The organism is Bradyrhizobium sp. SZCCHNS3016 (assembly GCF_032484535.1).
GTDB lineage: Bacteria > Pseudomonadota > Alphaproteobacteria > Rhizobiales > Xanthobacteraceae > Bradyrhizobium.
On the sequence record NZ_JAUETE010000020.1, the window covers coordinates 71,420 to 91,098 of the forward strand.

Annotated in this window: 15 protein-coding genes; 10 read left to right on the forward strand and 5 right to left on the reverse strand. The window is 66.5% G+C overall.

Features of this window, described 5'->3' with window-relative positions:
• The first annotated feature begins 34 nt into the window (after positions 1-34).
• From QW881_RS29150 to QW881_RS29160, 3 genes are all read left to right on the forward strand, one after another.
• The gene (locus tag QW881_RS29150; RefSeq protein WP_315777833.1) at positions 35-1,006 is read left to right on the forward strand and encodes a nitronate monooxygenase; all 972 of its coding nucleotides are present in this window, start codon (positions 35-37) and stop codon (positions 1,004-1,006) included.
• An 84-nt stretch (positions 1,007-1,090) separates the two neighbouring features.
• Entirely contained in the window at positions 1,091-1,357 is a 267-nt protein-coding gene (locus QW881_RS29155) for a hypothetical protein (RefSeq protein WP_315758836.1), read from the forward strand.
• 181 nt (positions 1,358-1,538) lie between these two features.
• Positions 1,539-2,159 carry a hypothetical protein gene (locus QW881_RS29160; protein ID WP_316159188.1) on the forward strand — a complete coding sequence of 207 codons (621 nt, stop codon included), beginning with the start codon at positions 1,539-1,541 and terminating at the stop codon, positions 2,157-2,159.
• Between the two features lie 76 nt (positions 2,160-2,235).
• On the opposite strand, the gene QW881_RS29165 is transcribed toward QW881_RS29160, so the two are convergent.
• Together QW881_RS29165 and QW881_RS29170 are read right to left on the reverse strand one after the other, a co-directional pair.
• Positions 2,236-2,715: a hypothetical protein gene (locus QW881_RS29165; RefSeq protein ID WP_316159179.1), complete on the reverse strand. Its 480-nt coding sequence runs from the start codon at positions 2,713-2,715 to the stop codon at positions 2,236-2,238.
• Between the two features lie 123 nt (positions 2,716-2,838).
• Positions 2,839-3,687, reverse strand: a complete 849-nt coding sequence (locus QW881_RS29170; protein ID WP_316159180.1) for an SDR family oxidoreductase — start codon at positions 3,685-3,687, stop codon at positions 2,839-2,841.
• Between the two features lie 191 nt (positions 3,688-3,878).
• Here QW881_RS29170 and QW881_RS29175 point away from each other — a divergent pair, with 191 nt between their 5' ends.
• From QW881_RS29175 to QW881_RS29190, 4 genes are all read left to right on the forward strand, one after another.
• On the forward strand, positions 3,879-5,918 hold the full coding sequence (locus QW881_RS29175) for an NAD(+) synthase (RefSeq protein WP_316159181.1): 2,040 nt from the start codon (positions 3,879-3,881) through the stop codon (positions 5,916-5,918).
• A 94-nt stretch (positions 5,919-6,012) separates the two neighbouring features.
• Positions 6,013-6,702, forward strand: a complete 690-nt coding sequence (locus QW881_RS29180) for a substrate-binding domain-containing protein (RefSeq protein WP_316159182.1) — start codon at positions 6,013-6,015, stop codon at positions 6,700-6,702.
• A gap of 100 nt (positions 6,703-6,802) precedes the next feature.
• On the forward strand, positions 6,803-8,035 hold the full coding sequence (locus QW881_RS29185) for an MFS transporter (RefSeq protein WP_316159183.1): 1,233 nt from the start codon (positions 6,803-6,805) through the stop codon (positions 8,033-8,035).
• 72 nt (positions 8,036-8,107) lie between these two features.
• Positions 8,108-8,383: a hypothetical protein gene (locus QW881_RS29190; RefSeq protein ID WP_410052081.1), complete on the forward strand. Its 276-nt coding sequence runs from the start codon at positions 8,108-8,110 to the stop codon at positions 8,381-8,383.
• A 204-nt stretch (positions 8,384-8,587) separates the two neighbouring features.
• Here the strand turns inward: QW881_RS29190 and QW881_RS29195 are convergent, their stop codons facing one another.
• The 3 genes from QW881_RS29195 to QW881_RS29205 form a co-directional block, all read right to left on the reverse strand.
• On the reverse strand, positions 8,588-8,827 hold the full coding sequence (locus QW881_RS29195; protein WP_316159184.1) for a hypothetical protein: 240 nt from the start codon (positions 8,825-8,827) through the stop codon (positions 8,588-8,590).
• A 121-nt stretch (positions 8,828-8,948) separates the two neighbouring features.
• Positions 8,949-9,251: a hypothetical protein gene (locus QW881_RS29200; protein WP_316159185.1), complete on the reverse strand. Its 303-nt coding sequence runs from the start codon at positions 9,249-9,251 to the stop codon at positions 8,949-8,951.
• A 257-nt stretch (positions 9,252-9,508) separates the two neighbouring features.
• Complete coding sequence (locus tag QW881_RS29205) at positions 9,509-9,931, reverse strand: hypothetical protein (RefSeq protein WP_316159186.1); 423 nt, start codon at positions 9,929-9,931, stop codon at positions 9,509-9,511.
• A gap of 370 nt (positions 9,932-10,301) precedes the next feature.
• Here QW881_RS29205 and QW881_RS29210 point away from each other — a divergent pair, with 370 nt between their 5' ends.
• The 3 genes from QW881_RS29210 to QW881_RS29220 are packed head-to-tail and all read left to right on the forward strand — an operon-like array spanning position 10,302 to position 19,665.
• Complete coding sequence (locus tag QW881_RS29210) at positions 10,302-12,818, forward strand: M64 family metallopeptidase (protein ID WP_316159187.1); 2,517 nt, start codon at positions 10,302-10,304, stop codon at positions 12,816-12,818.
• Positions 12,811-16,317 carry a DUF6603 domain-containing protein gene (locus QW881_RS29215; RefSeq protein WP_315758826.1) on the forward strand — a complete coding sequence of 1,169 codons (3,507 nt, stop codon included), beginning with the start codon at positions 12,811-12,813 and terminating at the stop codon, positions 16,315-16,317. The genes QW881_RS29210 and QW881_RS29215 overlap by 8 nt, the downstream gene beginning before the upstream one ends.
• 51 nt (positions 16,318-16,368) lie before the next feature.
• Positions 16,369-19,665, forward strand: a complete 3,297-nt coding sequence (locus tag QW881_RS29220; protein ID WP_315758825.1) for a hypothetical protein — start codon at positions 16,369-16,371, stop codon at positions 19,663-19,665.
• The last annotated feature ends 14 nt before the right edge of the window (positions 19,666-19,679 follow it).

Consider the following 19,679-nt stretch of genomic DNA (forward strand, 5'->3'; position numbering starts at 1 on the left):
CCCTGAGCCGAACAGAGATCAGGGAGGACGCGCCGTGCAGGAGACTCGATGGGCCGGGCTACGGACGCGGCTGCGCCTGCCGCTGATCGCAGCGCCGATGTTTCTGGTGTCGGGAATCGAGCTCGTGAGCGCGGCCTGCGCCAACGGCGTGATCGGCGCGTTCCCGACGGTCAATTGTCGCACCCCCGACGAGCTCGACGCCTGGCTGTTCCGGATTGCGGATCGGCTTGCGCGCAGCAGCGATACCAGCGGGGCGGCGACTGCGCCAGTCTGCCCGAATCTGATCGTGCATCACTCCAACGCGCGGTTGAAGGACGATCTCGCGGTGCTATTGCGGCACCGGCCGGAGATCGTGATCACATCGGTCGGCTCGCCGGCGAAGGTCGTTGCGCCCTTGCATGATGCGGGCGCGCTGGTGTTGGCCGACGTCGCCTCGATCCGTCATGCCGAGCGCGCGGTGGAAGCCGGCGCCGATGGGCTGGTGCTGCTCACGGCCGGCGCGGGTGGCCAGACCGGCTGGCTCAACCCGTTCGCCTTCGTGCGCGCGGTCAGAGCGTTCTTCGCCGGGCCGATCGTGCTCGCGGGCGGCATCAGCGACGGCGTGGCCTTGCGGGCGGCCGAGGTGCTCGGCTGCGATCTCGCCTATATGGGCACGAAGTTCATCGCCACGCGCGAAAGCATGGCCGATGATCGCTACAAGGCGATGCTGGTGGCGAGCTCGGCCGACGACGTGCTGCTCACCTCGGCGTTCACGGGCCTGCCGACCAGCATGCTGCGGCCGTCGATCGTCGCGGCCGGGCTCGATCCCGAAGCGTTGCCGGCGCGCGGCGCGATCGAGATCGGCAGCGACATCGACATCGCCGCACGCGAGGCGCGGCCGAAACGCTGGCGCGACATCTGGAGCGCGGGGCACGCGACCTCGGGGGTCACCGACATCCCGTCGGTCGCCGTGCTGGTCGCGCGCACGGCTGATGAGTACGGCGGCGCGGGTGGCCTCCGATCATGAGAGAAAACGTGATGTGTGTCCTTAAGGCACCATTAACCATCGGGTCCCACAATCCGCGGAGCTTGAACTTGGCGGAATCGTGCGATGGGCATCGGGCTACGGCAGGACAAGGAGCGGGCGACGCTCGAGGAGATCCGGATCCGCGTCGGGCATGCTTTGCAGCGGCATCCGCTGTGCCGCAACGTCCAGTTCGACATCATGAGCGTTCCCCGCACCGCTCGCGGCGGGAACTGGACCATCAGCCTGCATTCGGTGGAACCGGCGGCGCTTTGGGAGGCCTCCGACATCGTCGCCGACATCCAGGCCGCGTACGATCTGCTGATGCCGGCCGAGCTGTATTCGGCGGCGTGAAAAAAATATCCATCATGTTCACAGGGCAGAATGGTGGCCTCTGTGTTTCTGTGGCATCGTAAAGCCTTAATTAACTCCCACTTTTCGGCAAGCTGCGGCTTTCCGCCGGGATACGGAGAATTGCGTGACGAAGTCGATCGCTTTTGTCGCTGTGCTGGGCGTGCTGATCTCATGCGCGGCCGTGACAAGCGTCCTGATGCGGGACAGCGTGCCTTCGGCCGGTGCGATGATGCCGCCTGTGGTGGCGAAGAGCCCAATTTCCAATCGTGAAGCCAAGGGCGACCGCCTGGCGATGGTCACACTTGCGGCTCCCGAGGTGCAGCAGCCGAGTGCCCCGTCGAAGGCGACGCTGCGTCAGGCCTATGCCTATGCGCCGTCCGAGCCGGAAATGGCAAAGGCGTCGGCCGTCGTCGCTGCCGAGCCGGTAGTGCCGAAGTCCAAGATTCTCGCCAGGAGCGAGCCGGGCCCGGCGCCGCTGAAGCCGGAGGTGCAGAAGGCCTATTCGTTGCTGTCGGACGGCCAGATCGCGGGCATCAAGGAGCGGCTGCGGCTGTCGTCGAGCCAGGAATATTATTGGCCGGCGGTCGAGACGGCGCTGCGCGCCGTCGCCCGCAAGATCCACGCCGGCCGCCAGGGAGCGGCGAAGCCGGGCGCGGTGGCGATCGATCCGGATTCGGATGAGGTGCAACAGCTGAAGTCGGCCGCGATGCCGCTGCTGTGGCAGCTGCGCGAGGACCAGAAGGACGAAGTGCGGCGGCTTGCGCGCACCATCGGCCTCGACAAGGTCGCCGCCGCGATCTGATCGGGGCGATCCACCCGGGTTGAACATCAAGATGGCCGCCCATTGCGCGGCCTTCCTGCTTTTCGAGGGTGTCTTTTTACCTCGCCGGCGGATTGGTCTCCGGATGCCTGCCGCTCTCGGCACCGGCTCCAGTCGGCGACGATGCGGGCGCGGTGCGCAGGTCCGGGCCGGGCCGCGCCAGCTGGGTCATGGTCGGGGCTGCCGGCGGGTTGATCGCCGCGCCGGCGCCGACCGCGTTGCCGCGGTCGGTGTTGGTGGGTGCTGACGGCACCGGCGTCGGCTTGTCGCCGCCGGCAAAGCGCGTCGCGCCGCCGCTCTGGTAGCCGGCGACCAGCAGGCCGGCGACGACGAGCGCGAGCACGAACAGCCCGCCGAGCTCGGGCAGGGCACCCGACGGGGCTACGCCGCGGCCCCGGCCGTCACCCTCGAGCGCCACCGCCGCGATCTCGCTGTTGTGTCGCGAGCGCAGGAAGGCCAGGAACGCGCCGGCGGCAATGATGATCGCGGCCGCGAGCGTGAAGAACATCAGCCAGCCGATGGGTTGATCGCCTTGCACGTCGAACATCCGTCGTGTGAGGGGCGCACGACGTGCAGTCGCGTTAAACCCGCATGACAATCTCTGTTCGTTGCAATCGTCGGTGGCGGGGAAGGTTTCCCGCCCGCCCCCGAAAATCTCGCGTCAGCGCCCTTGGCCCGCGGCCCACAGCGCGTCGAGCCCGGCGCGATACGTCGGGTAGGCAAAGACGACGCCGAGCTCCTGCTTGGCGCGGACGTTCCGGATGCGGCGGTTGCTGGCATAGAAGCTGCGCGCCATCGGCGACAGCTCGGCGCGGTCGAACGGCAGCTCGGGCGGCGGCGCGATGCCCATCAGCGCGGCGGCGTAGGCGATGACATCCTGCGGTGGCGCCGGCTCGTCGTCGACGATGTTCCAGGCGCCGCCTTGCCGGCGCTCGATCGCGCCCATGATCGCGCGGCCCGCATCATCGACATGGATGCGGTTGAACACCTGTCCCGGCTTGACGATGCGCCGCGCCCGCCCGGCCCGCAGCTCGACCAGCGCATTGCGACCCGGCCCGTAGATGCCGCCGAGCCGGAGCACCGCGAGCCGGTCGCCGATCCGCGCGCGCCAGTCCTGCTCGACGCGGACCCGGGCCTGCACCCGGTCGTGCTCAGGCGCCAGCGGCGTGTCCTCGTCGATCCAGCCGCCCTGATGGTCGCCATAGACGCCGACAGTCGAGAGATAGACTACGCGGCGCGCGCGCCCTGCCGTGATAGCGTCGCCGAACGTGGCCAGCACCGGGTCGTCGCCTCCTCCAGGCGGCACCGAGATCAGCACGACGTCGGCGCCCGCGGCTTTCGCCAGCGTCGCGGCCGGCGCCGTGCCGTCGAACAGGTCGATGTCATCAGGCGCCAGCTGCGCGCGCTTGTCGGCGCCGCGCACAGTGCCGCCGACGCGCGCGAACGCGCCGCGGTGCAGTTCGACGAAGCGCTGCGCGGTGTAGCCGAAGCCGATGACGAAGAGGTTCATGGATGCCGTTCACCCGGATGGCGCGAAGAAGCGAGCCTCCGAGTTACCCGGCGCCGGGTGGCCCGCGCAATTCAAATGACGCGTGCGGAGGTCACAGCCTGCGCCCCGGGCGATGCTGGCCTGCCGCCCTTGTTATGGCTCCCGTCATGGTCCATGTCGTATGATCAGGTGACAGGAGATGGACTGCCACGATGAATTTCCATTCGATCTACCGGCACGGTTTTGCCCGCGTCGCCGCCTGCGTCACGGCCTCCAGCGTCGCCAACCCCACCGCCAACGCGGCGGCGATCCTGGCGGCGGCGCGCGCCTGCCATGACCAGGGGGCGGCGGTCGCGGTGTTTCCGGAGCTCTGCCTGTCCGGTTACGCGATCGAGGATCTGGTCAAGCAGGATCCGCTGCTCGACGCCGTCCAGCGCGGCCTGCTCACCTTGGTCGAAGCCTCGCACGACCTGATGCCGGTCATGATCGTGGGCGCGCCGCTGCGCTTCGCCCACCGCGTCTATAATTGCGCCGTCGTGATCCATCGCGGCGAGGTACTCGGCGTCATCCCGAAGAGCTACCTGCCGACCTATCGCGAATTCTACGAAGGCCGTCACTTCGCCTCCGGCGCCGGCATCCGCGGCGAGATGATCGAGGTCGCCGAGACCATGGCGCCGTTCGGCACGGATCTGCTGTTCGCCGCCGCTGACGTCGCCGGGCTCGTCATCAGCGTCGAGATCTGCGAGGACATGTGGATCCCGGTGACGCCGGCGTCCGAGCTGGCGCTCGCCGGCGCCACCGTGCTCGCCAATCTCTCGGGCAGCCCGATCACGGTCGGCCGCGCCGAGTCGCGCTCGCTGCTCTGTCGTTCCACGTCGGCGCGCTGCCTCGCCGCCTACATCTACGCGGCGGCCGGTGTGGGCGAATCCACCACGGATCTCGCATGGGACGGCCAGACCTCGATCTTCGAGAACGGCGTGCTGCTGGCCGAGAGCGAGCGCTTCCGCCAGATCGGCCAGACCATCTTCGCCGACGTCGATCTCGATCTGCTGCGCCAGGAGCGGGCGCTGATGGGCACGTTCGACGACAATGCGCGCGCGCAACGCGCCGGCGTGCACTACCGCCGCATCGGCTTCGAGCTGCAGCCGACCCTCGATGACATCGGCTTCATGCGCAGCATCGAGCGCTTTCCGTTCGTGCCGAGTGATCCCGCGCGGCTCGATCAGGACTGCTACGAGGCCTACAACATCCAAGTCGCGGGTCTCGTCCAGCGGCTGCGCGCCACCGGCACCAAGCGCATCGTGATCGGCGTCTCCGGCGGGCTCGATTCCACGCATGCGCTGATCGTCGCCGCCAAGGCGATGGACCTGCTCGGCCTGCCGCGCACCAACATCCTCGCCTATACGATGCCGGGCTTCGCGACCGGCGCGCAAAGCAAGTCCTATGCGCATGCGCTGATGACATCGCTTCAAGTCAGTGCCGCCGAGCTCGACATCCGCCCCGCCGCGACGCAGATGCTGAAGGACATCGGCCATCCCTTCGGCCGCGGCGAACAGGTCTACGACGTCACCTTCGAGAACGTGCAGGCGGGCCTGCGCACCGACTACCTGTTCCGCCTCGCCAATGATCGCGGCGGCCTCGTGCTCGGCACCGGCGATCTCTCCGAGCTCGCGCTAGGCTGGTGCACCTATGGCGTCGGCGATCAGATGGCGCACTACAACGTCAATGCCGGCGTGCCGAAGACCTTGATCCAGCATCTCATCCGCTGGGTGATCGCCTCGCATCAGTTCTCCGCCGAAGTGGACCGCACGCTCGAGGCGGTGCTTTCAGCGGAGATCTCGCCGGAGCTGGTGCCGGTGAAGGAGGGCGAGACGCCGCAGAGCACGCAGGCCGCGATTGGCCCCTATGAGCTGCAGGACTTCAACCTGTTCTACACGCTCCGCTACGGCATGCGCCCGTCGAAGATCGCCTTCATGGCCCATCACGCCTGGAAGGATGCGGGCGACGGCGCCTGGCCGCCGGGCTTTCCCGCCGACAAGCGTCACGCCTACACGCTCGGCGAGATCAGGAAGTGGCTGGAGGTGTTCCTCAAGCGCTTCTTCGCCTTCAGCCAGTTCAAGCGCTCGGCAATGCCGAACGGCCCGAAAGTGGTCGCTGGCGGCGCCCTGTCGCCGCGCGGCGACTGGCGCGCGCCGTCGGACGGCAACGCCACCGCGTGGCTGGAGGATCTGGAGCGCAACGTGCCGAAGTGATGACCATCTTGCTCGGCCGCCGCGCTTGCCATATCCGAGACGTGCGCGTCCGCCTTTGCGGCGTCGTCATCGACATCGTTGAACGGAGCAGATCATGAGCGTGACCGCCGCCGGCATTTCCTCGATGGCGACGAGGCAGATCCTCGCCGAGCTCGCGGCCGCCTATGAGGAGGCGACCGGCGAGGTGATCACGATCGAATCCGTCGGCGGCGTCGATGCCGCCAAGCGCATCCGCGCCGGCGAAGCGTTCGATTTCGCGGTGCTCGCCTCGGATGCGCTGCAGAAGCTCGAGGCCGACGGCCATCTCGTGCCCGGCAGCATCATCGAGATCGCGGAATCGCCGATGGCGATGGCGGTGCGCGCGGGCGCCGCGAAGCCTGATCCGTTGGACGAGGCCGCCGTGCGCAGGGCGATGGAGAACGCCAAGGCGATCGGCATCTCCACCGGCCCGAGCGGCACGTATGTGCAGAAGCTCGCCCGCGACTGGGGCCTGGAGAGCGAGGGCACTTCGCGCCTGGTCCAGGCCAAGCCCGGCATTCCCGTCGCCAGGCTGCTCGCCGACGGCGAGGTCGAGGTCGGCTTCCAGCAGCTCAGCGAGATGCTCGGCGCGCCCGGCATCGACATCGTCGGCCTGCTGCCCGCGTCGCTGCAGCCCGGCACCGTGTTCGCGGCGGCGTTGTGCAAGGCCGGCGCGCATACCGAGGCGGCGCGGGCCTTCATCGAATATCTGGTCTCGGAGGAGACCGCCGAAACCAAGCGCCAGCACGGCATGACGCCGGTGTGAGGCGCCGGCTCCACAGCCCGCGAAAAAATCCGATCGCCGCGTGTCGTCTCGGCCTTGTCCCGATCGTCTTCCAACCGAACAATCGGGAAGGAGACGGCGGATGAGCACATCGTACTATCGCTGGGTGATCGTGGCGGCCGGGGGCGTGCTCGGCTGCGTCGCCGTCGGCGGCCTGTTCTCGCTGCCGGTGTTCCTCAAGCCGATGGCCGCCGAGACCGGGTGGTCGGTCGCGGGGATCTCCACCGCGATGACGATCGGCTTCCTGGCGATGGCCGTCACCAGCATGGGCTGGGGCACGCTGTCCGACCGCATCGGCCCGCGTCCCGTGCTGCTGATCGGATCGATCCTGCTCGCCGTCAGCCTGCTGCTGGCAAGCCTGACATCCTCGCTGTTGGCGTTCCAACTGCTGTTCGGCCTGATCGCAGGCATCGCGACAGCGGCGATCTTCCCGCCGGTCATGGCGACCGTCACCGGCTGGTTCGACACCCATCGCAGCCTCGCGGTGTCGCTGGTCTCGGCCGGCATGGGCGTGGCGCCGATGACGATGTCGCCGCTCGCGGCCTGGCTCGTCTCCAGCTACGACTGGCGGACCGCGATGCAGTGCATCGCCGCGATCGTGGCCGCCATCATGATTCCCACGTCGCTGCTCGTGGGCCGTCCGCCATCGTCCGCGCCCGGCGACGCCGTCGCGTCGGGTCCCGCCGCCGGGCCGGCCGAGATGACGCGGTCGGCGGCGCTGCGCTCGTCGCAGTTCCTGATCCTGCTCGCCACCAACTTCTTCTGCTGCGCCACGCATTCCGGCCCCATCATCCACACCGTGAGCTACGCCGTCACCTGCGGCATCCCGCTGATGGCGGCGGTGACGATCTACAGCATCGAGGGGCTCGCCGGGCTCGGCGGCCGCATCGCCTTCGGCCTGCTCGGCGACCGCTTCGGCGCCAAGCGGGTACTCGTTCTCGGCCTGCTCGCGCAGGCGTTCGGCGCGCTCGCCTACGTAGTCGTGGGCGACCTCGCCGCGTTCTATGCGGTCGCGGCGACCTTCGGCTTCCTCTATGCCGGCACCATGCCGCTCTACGCCGCGATCGCGCGCGACAATTTTCCGCAAGGCATCATGGGCACGGTGATCGGCGGCACGGCGATGGCCGGCAGCCTCGGCATGGCGACCGGCCCGCTGGCCGGCGGCCTGATCTACGACAGCTTTGCCAGCTACACGTGGCTCTATGTCGGCTCCTGGCTGATGGGCCTCGGCGCTGTCATGATGATGACCACGTTCCGGCCGTTTCCCAAGCCCGCGCCGCGGCAGCGCGCCGTGCCCGTGCAAGCGCCGGCGTGAGGCTGCTGCTGCGCACCCTCACGCGCGCCGCCGGATCAAACAACAACGCTTGATCCTGCGGCAGGAACTGTGATGTCGCAGTCGGGTTGGGCGAGCGTGGAGTTCAACCTGATGGAGATCGGATCCATGAAGAAGATCCAGCTCGCCATTGCCACCCTCGTCGTCACCACCCTCGCCGCCGTTCCGCTCGCCGCCCAGGCGAAGCATGCCAAGAAGCACAACGCCGCGACATCGGCGACGTCGTCGCAGACGACCGGCAGCAACATGAAATCCGGCCGCGACTCCACCTCCTCGAGCCAGGGCAATGTGGGGCCGGGCACCAACCAGGCGGGGAGCATGGGGAAGTAGTCGCACAAGTCGGTGTCGTTGAGCGTCGGGACAGCTCCATGCGCGAGCTTTCCTGACGCGACTTGGAAGGGTTCTTTGCGGATCCGGCTGCGAAGCGTTAGCTGTTCAGGTCCGTACGTCCGTGGCGCCGTCCACGTATGGCCTTGCACCTGCAGTCGCTGGCCGCGCCCTCCGGCAAGCGGAGCAACCGCCTCGCGTCGCCGATCACGACGCCTGCTTGATCTTGTGGTCCAAATGCCCGGTGCCGTGGTCGCGGCGCAACTGGCTCAGCGACGTCTCGTTGAGCTGCAGCAGCACATCGCCGAGCTTCGTCGAATCCGGATAGCCGGCCGCAAAGGACTTGCCGTAGATCTTGCGCAACGTGGCGACCAACGTATTGCCGTGCTTCCTGCTGATCTCGCCATCCTTGTCCCGATGGCGGCCGTCGAGTCCCGGTTCCTTCATGCGTCTCTCCCCTGATGCGACTTGCGCGCTTGGGGAGGAGCCTGCGCTCAATTCGCCCGATTGGCAACGCTGCGGCGCGAAGCGACGTGATTTTCTGATACATCTGCCCTGTCCCAACTGGCTACTCCGGCCGCCCTTCGCCCGACAGCCCCGCAGCCGGACCGGGTGCGGCCGTCGTGGTCATAGGAGCGGATGCTGGCCTTCGGGGCGGCACGCTCGGAGCTGGAGGGTAATAAGGATAAAAATTCTGCTCAATCGCCCGCCTCAGTTGCTTGTAGCGCACCTTGTTCGATGGACCGGTTTCGTCCCAGTTGCGCGTGTAGAATTTACAGTTTTGCGACGTCGCTCTGTCGGCGAGCTTCCGAGTAGCCGCGACGAAATCCCGTTCGTTGATTTCGACATCACGTTTGAACGAGCCGACCATCTCCCACGCCGGATCCTTCGCTCGGGTTGGCGTAGCGTCGCTGACCCTAATCCCGCGATCGCCGAATGTGATATCGAAGATGTATTCCGCTTGTCCCGTCGGCGTCCTCCAGCATGATGGATAGGCGAGGCCGTTTCCATTTCGGCGCACTAGATTGAGCACGTCGAGGTGATACCTCTTCTGTTCAGCTTCCGCTGTTGCAAGTTTTTGGGCAACTTCAGATAGCGGCTTGATCCGGCCCCGCTGCGGATCTTTGCCTAAGGGCTGAGAACATCGACCGCACGCTTCAGAACGGCCGGTGGATCATCAGGACCGATTTCCGACGCCTGCGCGGTGGAAAACGAGTGGAGTGTCTGCGCGCTGTCGAGGCCGAGTGACTTAAACAGCTCAGATTTCTCAGCCCGCTTGGCTGCCTCCCCTTTGAGGGCTGTCTTTTCCGCTTCCAAGTCTGGGAGCAGTTTGAAACGCTCGACGAGCTGCTGCACGCCGGTGATATCGACCGCGCCACCTTCATACAGTACTTGCTGAAGCGGATTCAGCTGCTCTTCAGCCGCATTAGCTCTGTCCTGCCAAATCTTGAGTTCGGCTGTAAGCGTGAGCAGGAGCAGGATCTCCGCCAAAGTTAGCCCGAGAATGAGGCCCCGGCGCTGTTCGCGTTCACGGATGGGAGACGCGGTCAATCGCAGTGCGACTCAAGACGCTTGACGGGGTAAGAAATCGGATCACGCCATAGATCCCGTACCCCGTGGGGACAGCTACAAGCCCAGCGCCCTCCAACGGCTTCTTGGCGATCGGAAACCACTGAGCGTTCGTGTCTATCCGATGAACGAGGACAACGAGATGCTCCACGCGGCCGGCTTTTGCATCAGGATTGGTGCCAGTGATGGAGAACTCCACTCGGCAAACGACAATTGCAGAAGGACGTCGAAACAGTATCACGTTCAGGTTGTATTGAGAAGGCTTGGGTGTAAAATCCTTACGATGCCAGATTTCCGATGGGAGCGACGGGCTTCCCAATAGTTCTACTCGCTGAGAGAGGGTTGTGCCGGCATGCCTCTCATTGTCTATCCGCATTGCGACATGCACGTCGCGCTGAAGAAGCCCGCGACCAAAGTGCTGCCGTTCCGCGTGTTCGACCAGGATTTGCCGAGCGGGTCGACGACCTACACGCTGACCGACGTCACCGCGGATTGCAATTTTCGGATCCTGGCGCCGTACAACCCGGTCGGCTCCCGGCTGACCAGCTTCGTGACGATCGATCCTGCGGCGCGCACCATCACCGGCGACGACGTCGGCATCAATCTCGTGGTGATCGAATACGGCCCCGGCTACATCGTCGCGCGTATCCAGGTGCACGACGATGTGCTCGGCTGGTGGTTCGGCAACTCCTCGATCACCACGGCGCTGCATCCGACGGTCGCCCACAGCCAGCCGACGCTGTGCGCGCTGTTCAGCGACGATCCGACCGGGACCGATCTCGTCGGCGACATCACCGGGCACGGCTTCGTCACGCTCAGCTCGGCCAGCCCCGGCACCTTCGTGGTGGCAAATACGAACAATGAGGGACGGTTGAGGGGCGTGAGCGAGGGGGCGGCCCAGCTCGACGGCAGCTTCCTCGGTGTCAACCAGAGCCTGCCGGTGAAGGTGGTCGACTACGCCAAGATCCGCGACAACATCTCAACGGTGCGCGCCAGCGACCTCGCCAATGCCGCCGAGATGCACAACATCCTGTTCCTCGCCGAAGGCTTTCGCGCGTCCGAGAAGGACAAGTTCGACAAGATCGTGCAGGAAGCGGCGGACGGTCTGTTCTCGCAGAAGCGCCACGAGCCCTACGGCACGCTCGCGGGCAGCTTCAACGTATTCAAGGCCTTCCAGGCGTCGGAAGAGCAGGCGGTGACCTGCGGCTGGCGCGTCAACGACGAGGAGACCTCGGAGCTCGGCAGGGGCGGACCGATTCCGTGGAATTACAGCGTTTCGGACGACAAGAGCATCTACGAAGTCGACGAGCTCGTGGCCCGCGTCGGCCTGCCGCTCCGCAACGAGACTGCGACGCCGGCGCAATTGAAGGCGCGCTGGGCGGGCCAGTCGCTGCCCAACTACGATGCGGCGAAGGTCAACGACACCCTGATCGAAGCGTGGAGGAAGCAGAAATCGCTCGGCATCCTGGAGGCACGTGACACCTTCTACGGCCTGATGCTCGGCTCCCGCTGGGGCGACCGGTCGGCGAAATCCGGAGCCGCTTTGACGATGCCGGCGGCGGATGCGGCGGGCGATGCCAACCTCGCGCCGCTGATCGCCCGCGCCTATCAGTTCTTCAAGCCGGCCAGCGCCACCCGGCACCTTACCCCGGATCCTCGCCGGCATCCGCCGGAGCTCGCTAGGAACGGCCGCGCGAACGTTGCGGCGCCGATCATGGCCTACCTGTCCGGACTGCGGCTCGGGTCGTCGCCGCACACCGCGCTCGGCGCCGAGTGGATACCGGACGGCACGTTCAAGCGCAGCCGCGGCCTGATCGCCATGATCACCAACGAGGACATGATCGGCGGCACCAATTTCAACCAGTCGACCGTGACCGCCAATTCGCTGCAGAGCCTGAAGACGCTCGACTTCGAATATCCGGCGACCAACACGGCGACGAAGAAAGTGATGCGGCGCAAGCCCGCCAGCGACATCGACGCCGACCTCACCGATATCATCGACACGGTTGCGCACGAATTCGGCCATTCCTTCAATCTCGGCGACGAATACGAAACGAGCGCCGAAGACAATGCGACCGCTTCGAGCGAGCACGACAACATCGTCGCGCTCGCCGGCATCTTTCAGGATCCGAACTACGCCGCCAATCACTCCCGTCTGGTCGATCCGTCCAAGGTGAAATGGTTCGAACTTCTCAGGGTCCAGCTTTCGGCCAAGCTGACCCAGGCTTCGACCCAGCAGGGTGGCTCGATCGAGGTCAGGATCGACCCGCGCCAGATCCCGCGCTGGGTGCAGGCGAAGGCGGCCGGCCGCCAGGCGTTTCTCCGCCGCATCCAGATCACGGCGATCGGCCGGCAACTGCCGCTCACGTTCACCGATTCCGATTACCTCGTCAGACTCGACATCGGCGACATCGACCAGAACCTCGGCTCGATCCGGCTCGGCGGGCTGGAATTGCCGCCGGCGCCGTTTCCCGTGTTTCCGAAAGGCTCGCTGCTGTTCGTGCCGCGCCGCGACGATGCGGACGCGCTGGTCTATGTGGTAGAAAAGAAGGTGCGCGACTTCATCGCAGGCAACCATCTGCCGCTCAACAAGGATGCCGACTTCGCTCATGTGAACGACGAGGGCGACGACCCGAAGGACATCCCGAACTTCAAGCCGCCATGCAAGGCGCAGCGGCTGGTCGGCCTGTACGAAGGCGCATACAACTTCACCGGGCTGGTCTATCGTCCGGCCGGCGACTGCAAGATGCGGAACAACAGCGGCACCTTTTGCCATGTCTGCAAATGGCTGATCACCAACCGCGTCGATCCCGCGCTGCACGACGTCGTCGACCGCGAATTCTATCCGGAGGCCAAGAAGAATGGCTGAACCGGGCGCCCTCGAAACGATCGTCGCCGAGATCGGCAAGCTGCTGCTGCCGCTGCGGGCGGCGGTGGAGTCGCCGGCCGCGTTCCAGGGCCTGCTGCTCAAGCTGGGCTGGGATTCCGACGTGATTCCGAAGCCGATCGCCGATCTCGCGGTCGACTTGCAGCTGCTGTTCGATCGGCTCCAGGCGCTGGTCGGCGGTGGGCTGTCGCTCGACGGCGAAGTGGCGTCCGACGGCGGGATGACGGCCGAGTCCGGGTCGCTCGAAGACGCCTTCAAGACCATCGAGGCGATCGCCAGCGTCGTGCAGGCGATCGACGACCTCGTCTCGGCGCCCGGCGGCGCATTTTCGGCGACGCTGAACGCCGATAATTTCAAGGGCGAGTTTCCGGGGCAGCTCGTCGGCTATCTCTTCATCACCTATCTGCGCAACCATCATCCGGGCATCGGTTTCGCGCTGCAGGCGCTCGGCGTCATCCGCACCCGCTATACCGCGGCCGCCGGCAACCGCCCGGACTACATCGACTACAGGTTCAGCTTCCCGGACCTGCCGAAGATCGTCTCCGACCCGGTGACACTGTTCGAGAACGCCTTCGGCTGGGGCACCGACAGCTTCGACTTCTCCAGCTTCGCGCGGCAGATCGACAGCCTCGCGGCCGGGCTCGGGCTCGACGTCCGGATGGTGGAGGTGCCGGATCGGGTCGCGCGCGCGCTCGAAGGCGGCCCTCCGATCGGGCGTGCCGCCGTGCGCAAGCGGCTCCGCTTGGTGTTCTTCGAGCGGGCGCGCGACGCGGGACGGCTATCGGCCGAGCTCGGACTGTTCCCGCTGCCAAAGTCCGGGAGCAAGAAGCCGGGCTTCGCGCTGCTGCCGTCGTTCAGCGGGCTGCTGTCGGTGCGGATGCAGCTCGGTCCGACGATCGCGGTGACGATCTCGAGCGACCTCGATCTCACCGGCGGTGTCGGCCTGATGGTGCGGCCGGGCAGCGGCATCGACATGGTGATCGGCTTCGCAGGCAGCGGCGCGCCGACGTCGGCCAAGGGCACCGCGCGCGTCGAAGTGGAATACTCCGCCGCCTCCGGCAGCCCGACCATCGTTCTCGGCACCGGCGAGGGCACGCGGCTCGAATACCAATCGGTGAGCGGTGCCGGCGGTTTCACGCTGGTGGCGGGCAGGGACGTCGAGGTGTTCGCCGAGGTGGACCTCAAGGGCCTCGCTTTCGTCCTCGATGCGTCCGGCTCGGACGGCTTCATCTCGACCATCCTGTCGGGTATCTCGACGCGGTTCGAGTTCGATCTCGGCCTCGGCGTCGCCTATCCGCGCGGCGTGTATTTCCGCGGCACCTCGCATCTCGAGATCCAGATCCCAGCGCATATCGACCTCGGTCCGATCCAGGTGCAGGGACTGACGCTCGCGGTGACACCGTCGGGTGACGGCCTCCCGATCGATATCGGCGCGACGCTGAAGGCGGCGCTCGGTCCGCTGGTCGCGGTGGTGGAAAACATCGGGCTGCGGACCGATCTCGCTTTTCCGGGGAGCGGCGGCAACCTCGGCCCGATCGATCTATCCTTCGGCTTCAAGCCACCGAACGGCGTCGGGCTGTCGATCGATGCCGGGGCGGTGAAGGGCGGCGGCTATCTCTTCATCGATCCGGACCGCGGCGAATATGCCGGCGCGCTGGAACTGAAGATCCTCGACTTCCTCTCGGTGACGGCAATCGGCGTCATCACCACCAAGATGCCGGACGGGTCAAAGGGCTTTTCCTTCATCGCCATCATCACGGTCGAGTTCAACCCCGGATTGCAGCTCGGTTTCGGCTTCACCCTGCTGGGTGTCGGCGGACTGGTCGGGCTCAACCGCTCGATGGACCTCGACGCGCTAGTCAACGGTGTGCGCGCCGGCTCGCTGGACTCGGTGCTATTCCCGCACGACGTCGTCGCCAACGCGCACCGGATCATCTCCGACCTCCGCACCTTCTTCCCGCCAGAGCAGGGGACCTTCCTCATCGGCCCGATGGCGAAGTTCGGCTGGGGCACGCCGACGCTGATCAGCCTGTCGCTCGGGATCATCATCGAGATTCCCGGCAACATCGCCATCATCGGCAAGCTGACGGTGGCGATCCCGGACGATCGGCTGCCGCTCATCATCATCCAGGTCGCCTTCATGGGCGCGATCGAATTCGACAAGAAGCGCGGCTGGTTCTTCGCCATCCTGTACGAATCCCGCGTGATCTTCATGCCGCTCGACGGCGGCATGGGCGTGCTCGCGTCGTTCGGCGGCGACGCCACTTTCATCGTCTCCGTCGGCGGCTTCCACCCGGCCTACAATCCGCCGGCGCTGCCGTTCCCGCCGATCCCCCGGATCGCGATCAACATTCTCAACACGCCGGTGGCCCGCATCCGGGTCGACGCCTATTTCGCGGTGACGTCGAACACCGTGCAGTTCGGCGCACATGCGGAGCTGTATTTCGGCGTCTCGATCGCCAACATCGAGGGCCATCTCGCCTTCGACGCGCTGTTCCAGTTCTCGCCGTTCTATTTCATCATCACGATCTCTGCCTCACTGTCGGTGAAGCTGTTCGGCGCGGGGCTGTTCAGTATCCGCTTCCGCGGCTCGCTCGAAGGCACATCGCCCTGGCACGTCGAGGGCACCGGGAGCATCTCGCTGCTGTTCTGGGATGTCGACGTCGACTTCTCCCACACCTGGGGCGACAAGGAGGACACCAGCCTGCCGCCGGTCTCCGTGCTGCCCCTGCTGGTGGCGGAGTACTCGAAGGCGGAGAATTGGACTGCCGCGCTGCAGAACAGCAGCAGGCTGTTGGTGACGCTCAAGACCGTGGACGCGGGCTCCGACCTTGTCCTGCATCCGGTCGGTTCGCTCAAGATCACCCAGCGTGCGATCCCGCTCGGCATCACCCTCGACAAGATCGGCGCGCAGCGCCCGGACGACGCCAATTACTTCTCGGTCGCGACCGCGACGTCGGGCATCGAGAAGCGCGCCACCATCCGGGAGTCGTTCGCGATCGCCCAGTTCAAGGACCTCAAGGACGGCGAGAAGCTCAGCGCGTCCGACTACGAGGCCGAGGAGGCGGGGCTGGAGCTGTCGGTCACTGGCAACCAGGCAAAGACCAGCTATGTCACCAAGCGCATCGCCCGGTACGAAGAGATCATCGTCGACAACAATTTCAAGCGGGCACGCCGGCGCTTCGTCACGCTCATCTCCGGGCTGTTCACGCACTTCCTGGCCAACAACGCCGTGGCGCGGTCCGAGATCTCGGCGAAGTCGCGCGATCTGAAGCACGTATTCGACGACAAGATCGCGGTCGATCAGGCGTCCTATGTGGTGGTGAGCCTGGCCGACAATTCGCCGATCGCCGGCGCGCCTGCGTCGTTCCAATCGCGCGCCAGCGCCGGCGAATTCATGGCGGCGGAGACGCGGCGCAATCCGAACTTCGCCAGCGAGGCCCATATCGTGCGCCCGCACGAGATGAAGCGCGCGGCGTAGCGGAGGCACGATGATGGCGGGCGGTCCGGCGAGGCGGCGGGGAGGAGCGGGATGAGCGACACGATCGGCACCTATTCCTTCCTGCCCTGGCTGCGGCTCGGCGTGGCGAACAGCATCACGGCGGCCGACAACGACAACTCGGTGGCGCTGCGCGCGACGATCAAGGTCGACTTGTCGCTGGCCGGGCGGCCGGTCCAGGGCGACACGGATCTGACGGCGACGATTTCGCGCGATGTCGCGCTCTATGGTCCTGGGGACATCGTCGGCATCGATCCGATGGCGGTGGTGAAGGTGGAGCCGCGCGACTGGATCACCAATTTCGAGCCGAACTACCTGCCCTTCGTTGAGTTCTACGACGAGGATTTTCCGTGGCGCTACACGCCAGCGGCGCCGGACGAGTCGAGCCACCGGCTGCGCCCGTGGCTCGCACTCCTGGTGCTCGAGGTGGAGGAGTTCAAGGAAGTCGCGGTGTCGTCGGCGCGGCCGCTGCCGGCGATCGAGGTGACGGGCGATCCGGCCTCGGTATTTCCGCCCGCCGACCAGCTTTGGGCCTGGGCGCACGTCCACGTCAACCGCGACCTGATCCAGCAGGACGGCGTGGTGGAATCGACCAATGCCGACCAGGCGAGGGCGCGACTGGAGAGCCTGCTGGCCAGCAATCCGGACTACGCCTATTCGCGCGTCCTGTCGCCGCGTCAGTTGAAGCCGAATACGTCCTACCATGCGTTCGTGGTGCCGACCTTCGAGAGCGGCCGTCTCGCCGGCCTCGGAATTGCACCGGCGGCGAATCCCGCACTCTTCGCCACCCTGTCGGCCTGGGCGGACTATACCGACCGGCCGTTCCCGACGCTGCATCCGGTGTACAAGCGGTGGTACTTCAAGACTGGGACGGTGGGCGATTTCGAGTACCTCGTCCGCCTGTTGAAGCCGCGTCCGCCGGACTCGCGGCTCGGCCGCCGCGACATGGACACGCAGACGCCCGGCTCCGGGATGCCGCCCATCGCGGTCGCCGGGCTCCACGGGGTGCTGCGGCTCGGCGGCGCGCTCAAGGTGCCGGACGAGGCGCTGACCGGCGCGCAGGAGGCGGAAGCTGCGGCCTACGAGGGCTGGGACGAACCCTACGCGCACGAATTCGAGAAGGCGCTGGCGGGCTTCGTCAACCTGACCGATGACTATGCCCGCGAAGGCGCGCCCGACCCGGTGATCACGCCGCCGCTGTACGGCCGCTGGCACGCGCTCACCGAACGGCTGCTTGAGGAGGCAGACGGCAGCGACGCGCCGCAGCCGCGCAACTGGGTGCACGAGCTCAATCTGGACCCGCGGTTTCGCGTTCCCGCCGCGTTCGGCACGGCGGTCGTGCAGAAGAACCAGGAGGCCTATATGGACGCCGCCTGGGACCAGGTCGGTGACATCCTCGCGGCGAACCGGCGGATCAGGCTGGCGCAATTCGCCAAGGCGGCGGCCGCGATCTGGCATGCGCGCCATCTCGGGCCGCTGAAGGATCTCAGCGCGGAACGCGGGCTCACGATGATGGCGCCGGTGCAACGCCGGGTGATCGCCGACGGCTTCACGCTGCGCCATTGGCTCAAGGAAAGCACGGTGCCCCGCGCGGCGCTGTCTGCGCCGTTCCGGCGCGCGGTCCGGCCGCGCGACCAGCTCGCGGCGACGCTCGGCTTCGACTCGCCGAAAGGCGCCGAAGAGCTGCTGGAGAAGATCAATCGCGGCGAGGTCAGCGCGGCGCCGCCGCGGGTCACCCCGGACGCCTTGCCGGCGGTGGAGGATGTCGCCGCGCAGCTTCAGCCGAAGTCGCTGCCCGCGGAGCTGACCAACTGGCTCACCAAGCACCGCTGGGCGAAGTGGGTATTACTGGTCGTTCTGCTGCTGCTCGCCGTGCTGTTGCTGGCCGTCGCCATTCCGCTCGCGATCATGGTCGCGGCAGCGGCGCTGGCGCTGTTCCGATGGCTGGTGCGGCTGGAGAAGCAGGCCGGCATCGCGACCGGCGTGTTGCCGCAAGGGGCTTCGCCCGAGATCATCGATGCGCTGCCGGGCTTTCCGTCTTTCACCATCCGCGATCCCGATCCCGCCGCGCCTGAGCCGGTCGGCGGCGCTTCGTCCGCCGACAGCCCGGAGGCGGCGCGCTTCAAACTGGCCCTCAAGGACCTCAACCGGCTGCTCACGGTCAGCGCCGATCTCGGCAAGCCGCCGTTGCGCAAGCCGATCGACATCGCCGCGCTCGGAGCGTCGACCTTCGCTGCGATTGATCCCGACAAGACGGTGCCCGCCTTCACCTTCTCCTCGATCACCATTCCGCCGCGAGTGCTGGCCATCAACGGGATCGCGACGCTGCTGCAGCCGGAAGTGTTCAAGCCTGTGATGGCATATCCGGAAATCGACCTGCCGATGTACAAGCCGCTTCTCGGCCTGTCCGACGAGCACTTCCTGCCGAACATCGACAAGATTCCGCAGAACACGATCACGCTGCTCGAGACCAATCAGCGTTTCATCGAGGCCTACATGGTCGGCCTCAACCATGAATTCGCCCGCGAGCTGCTGTGGCGCGAATATCCCACCGACCAGCGCGGCAGCTGCTTCCGCCAGTTCTGGGATCCGAGCGGCGTGATCGACCGGGAGGGCCTGTCGAAGGACGAACTGCGCGAAAAGCTCCGCGATATCCCGCCGCTCCACACCTGGTCGCTGTTCTCCAAGCTCGGCGATCACGACCATCGCGAGAAGCCGGGCGAGAACGAGGAGGAAGTCGTCCTCGTCATCCGCGGCGAGCTGCTGAAGAAATATCCCACCGCGGTGATCTACGCCCAGAAGGCGCGCTGGCAGCGCGACGACGGCGGCGCGATCAATCCCCGCGTCGAGCGGGTGCTGGAGACCGACGGTCCGGTGGAAGACCGCCTGCGCACACCGCTCTACGAAGCCAAGGTCGATCCCGACATCACCTTCATCGGCTTCGACCTGACCTCGAAGGAGGCAAAGGGAGGCACCGGCCGCGGCAATTCGACGGCGCCGGGCTGGTTCTTCGTCATCAAGGAGCGGCCCGGCGAGCCGCGCTTCGGCCTTGATATTTCTCGCGACGGGCCGCTCAACGTCTGGAACGACCTCGCTTGGCCTGACGTGCTGTCCGACGCCGACAAGGGCTTTCTGCAGATCAGGCCGGGCGGGCCGACGCTCACCCTGGACGATCCGGTGGCGCCGGAGCTGCAGGAGAAGAAACAACAGTACGACGAGGACAAGGCGCTACGCTGGCATCCGGACAGCAACTCCGCGGAGCTCGCCTACATCCTCTACCAGGTTCCCGTGCTGGTCGCGGTGCACGGCAGCGAGATGCTGCCGAACTGATCGCGCAGCGGACA

Bases quoted from the DNA above. Each gene is read 5' to 3' on its own strand.
- QW881_RS29155 (WP_315758836.1), top strand. From the start codon at position 1,091: ATGGGCATCGGGCTACGGCAGGACAAGGAGCGGGCGACGCTCGAGGAG.
- QW881_RS29170 (WP_316159180.1), bottom strand. From the start codon at position 3,687: ATGAACCTCTTCGTCATCGGCTTCGGCTACACCGCGCAGCGCTTCGTC.
- QW881_RS29175 (WP_316159181.1), top strand. From the start codon at position 3,879: ATGAATTTCCATTCGATCTACCGGCACGGTTTTGCCCGCGTCGCCGCC.
- QW881_RS29180 (WP_316159182.1), top strand. From the start codon at position 6,013: ATGAGCGTGACCGCCGCCGGCATTTCCTCGATGGCGACGAGGCAGATC.
- QW881_RS29185 (WP_316159183.1), top strand. From the start codon at position 6,803: ATGAGCACATCGTACTATCGCTGGGTGATCGTGGCGGCCGGGGGCGTG.
- QW881_RS29190 (WP_410052081.1), top strand. From the start codon at position 8,108: ATGTCGCAGTCGGGTTGGGCGAGCGTGGAGTTCAACCTGATGGAGATC.
- QW881_RS29195 (WP_316159184.1), bottom strand. From the start codon at position 8,827: ATGAAGGAACCGGGACTCGACGGCCGCCATCGGGACAAGGATGGCGAG.
- QW881_RS29200 (WP_316159185.1), bottom strand. From the start codon at position 9,251: ATGGTCGGCTCGTTCAAACGTGATGTCGAAATCAACGAACGGGATTTC.
- QW881_RS29210 (WP_316159187.1), top strand. From the start codon at position 10,302: ATGCCTCTCATTGTCTATCCGCATTGCGACATGCACGTCGCGCTGAAG.
- QW881_RS29215 (WP_315758826.1), top strand. From the start codon at position 12,811: ATGGCTGAACCGGGCGCCCTCGAAACGATCGTCGCCGAGATCGGCAAG.
- QW881_RS29220 (WP_315758825.1), top strand. From the start codon at position 16,369: ATGAGCGACACGATCGGCACCTATTCCTTCCTGCCCTGGCTGCGGCTC.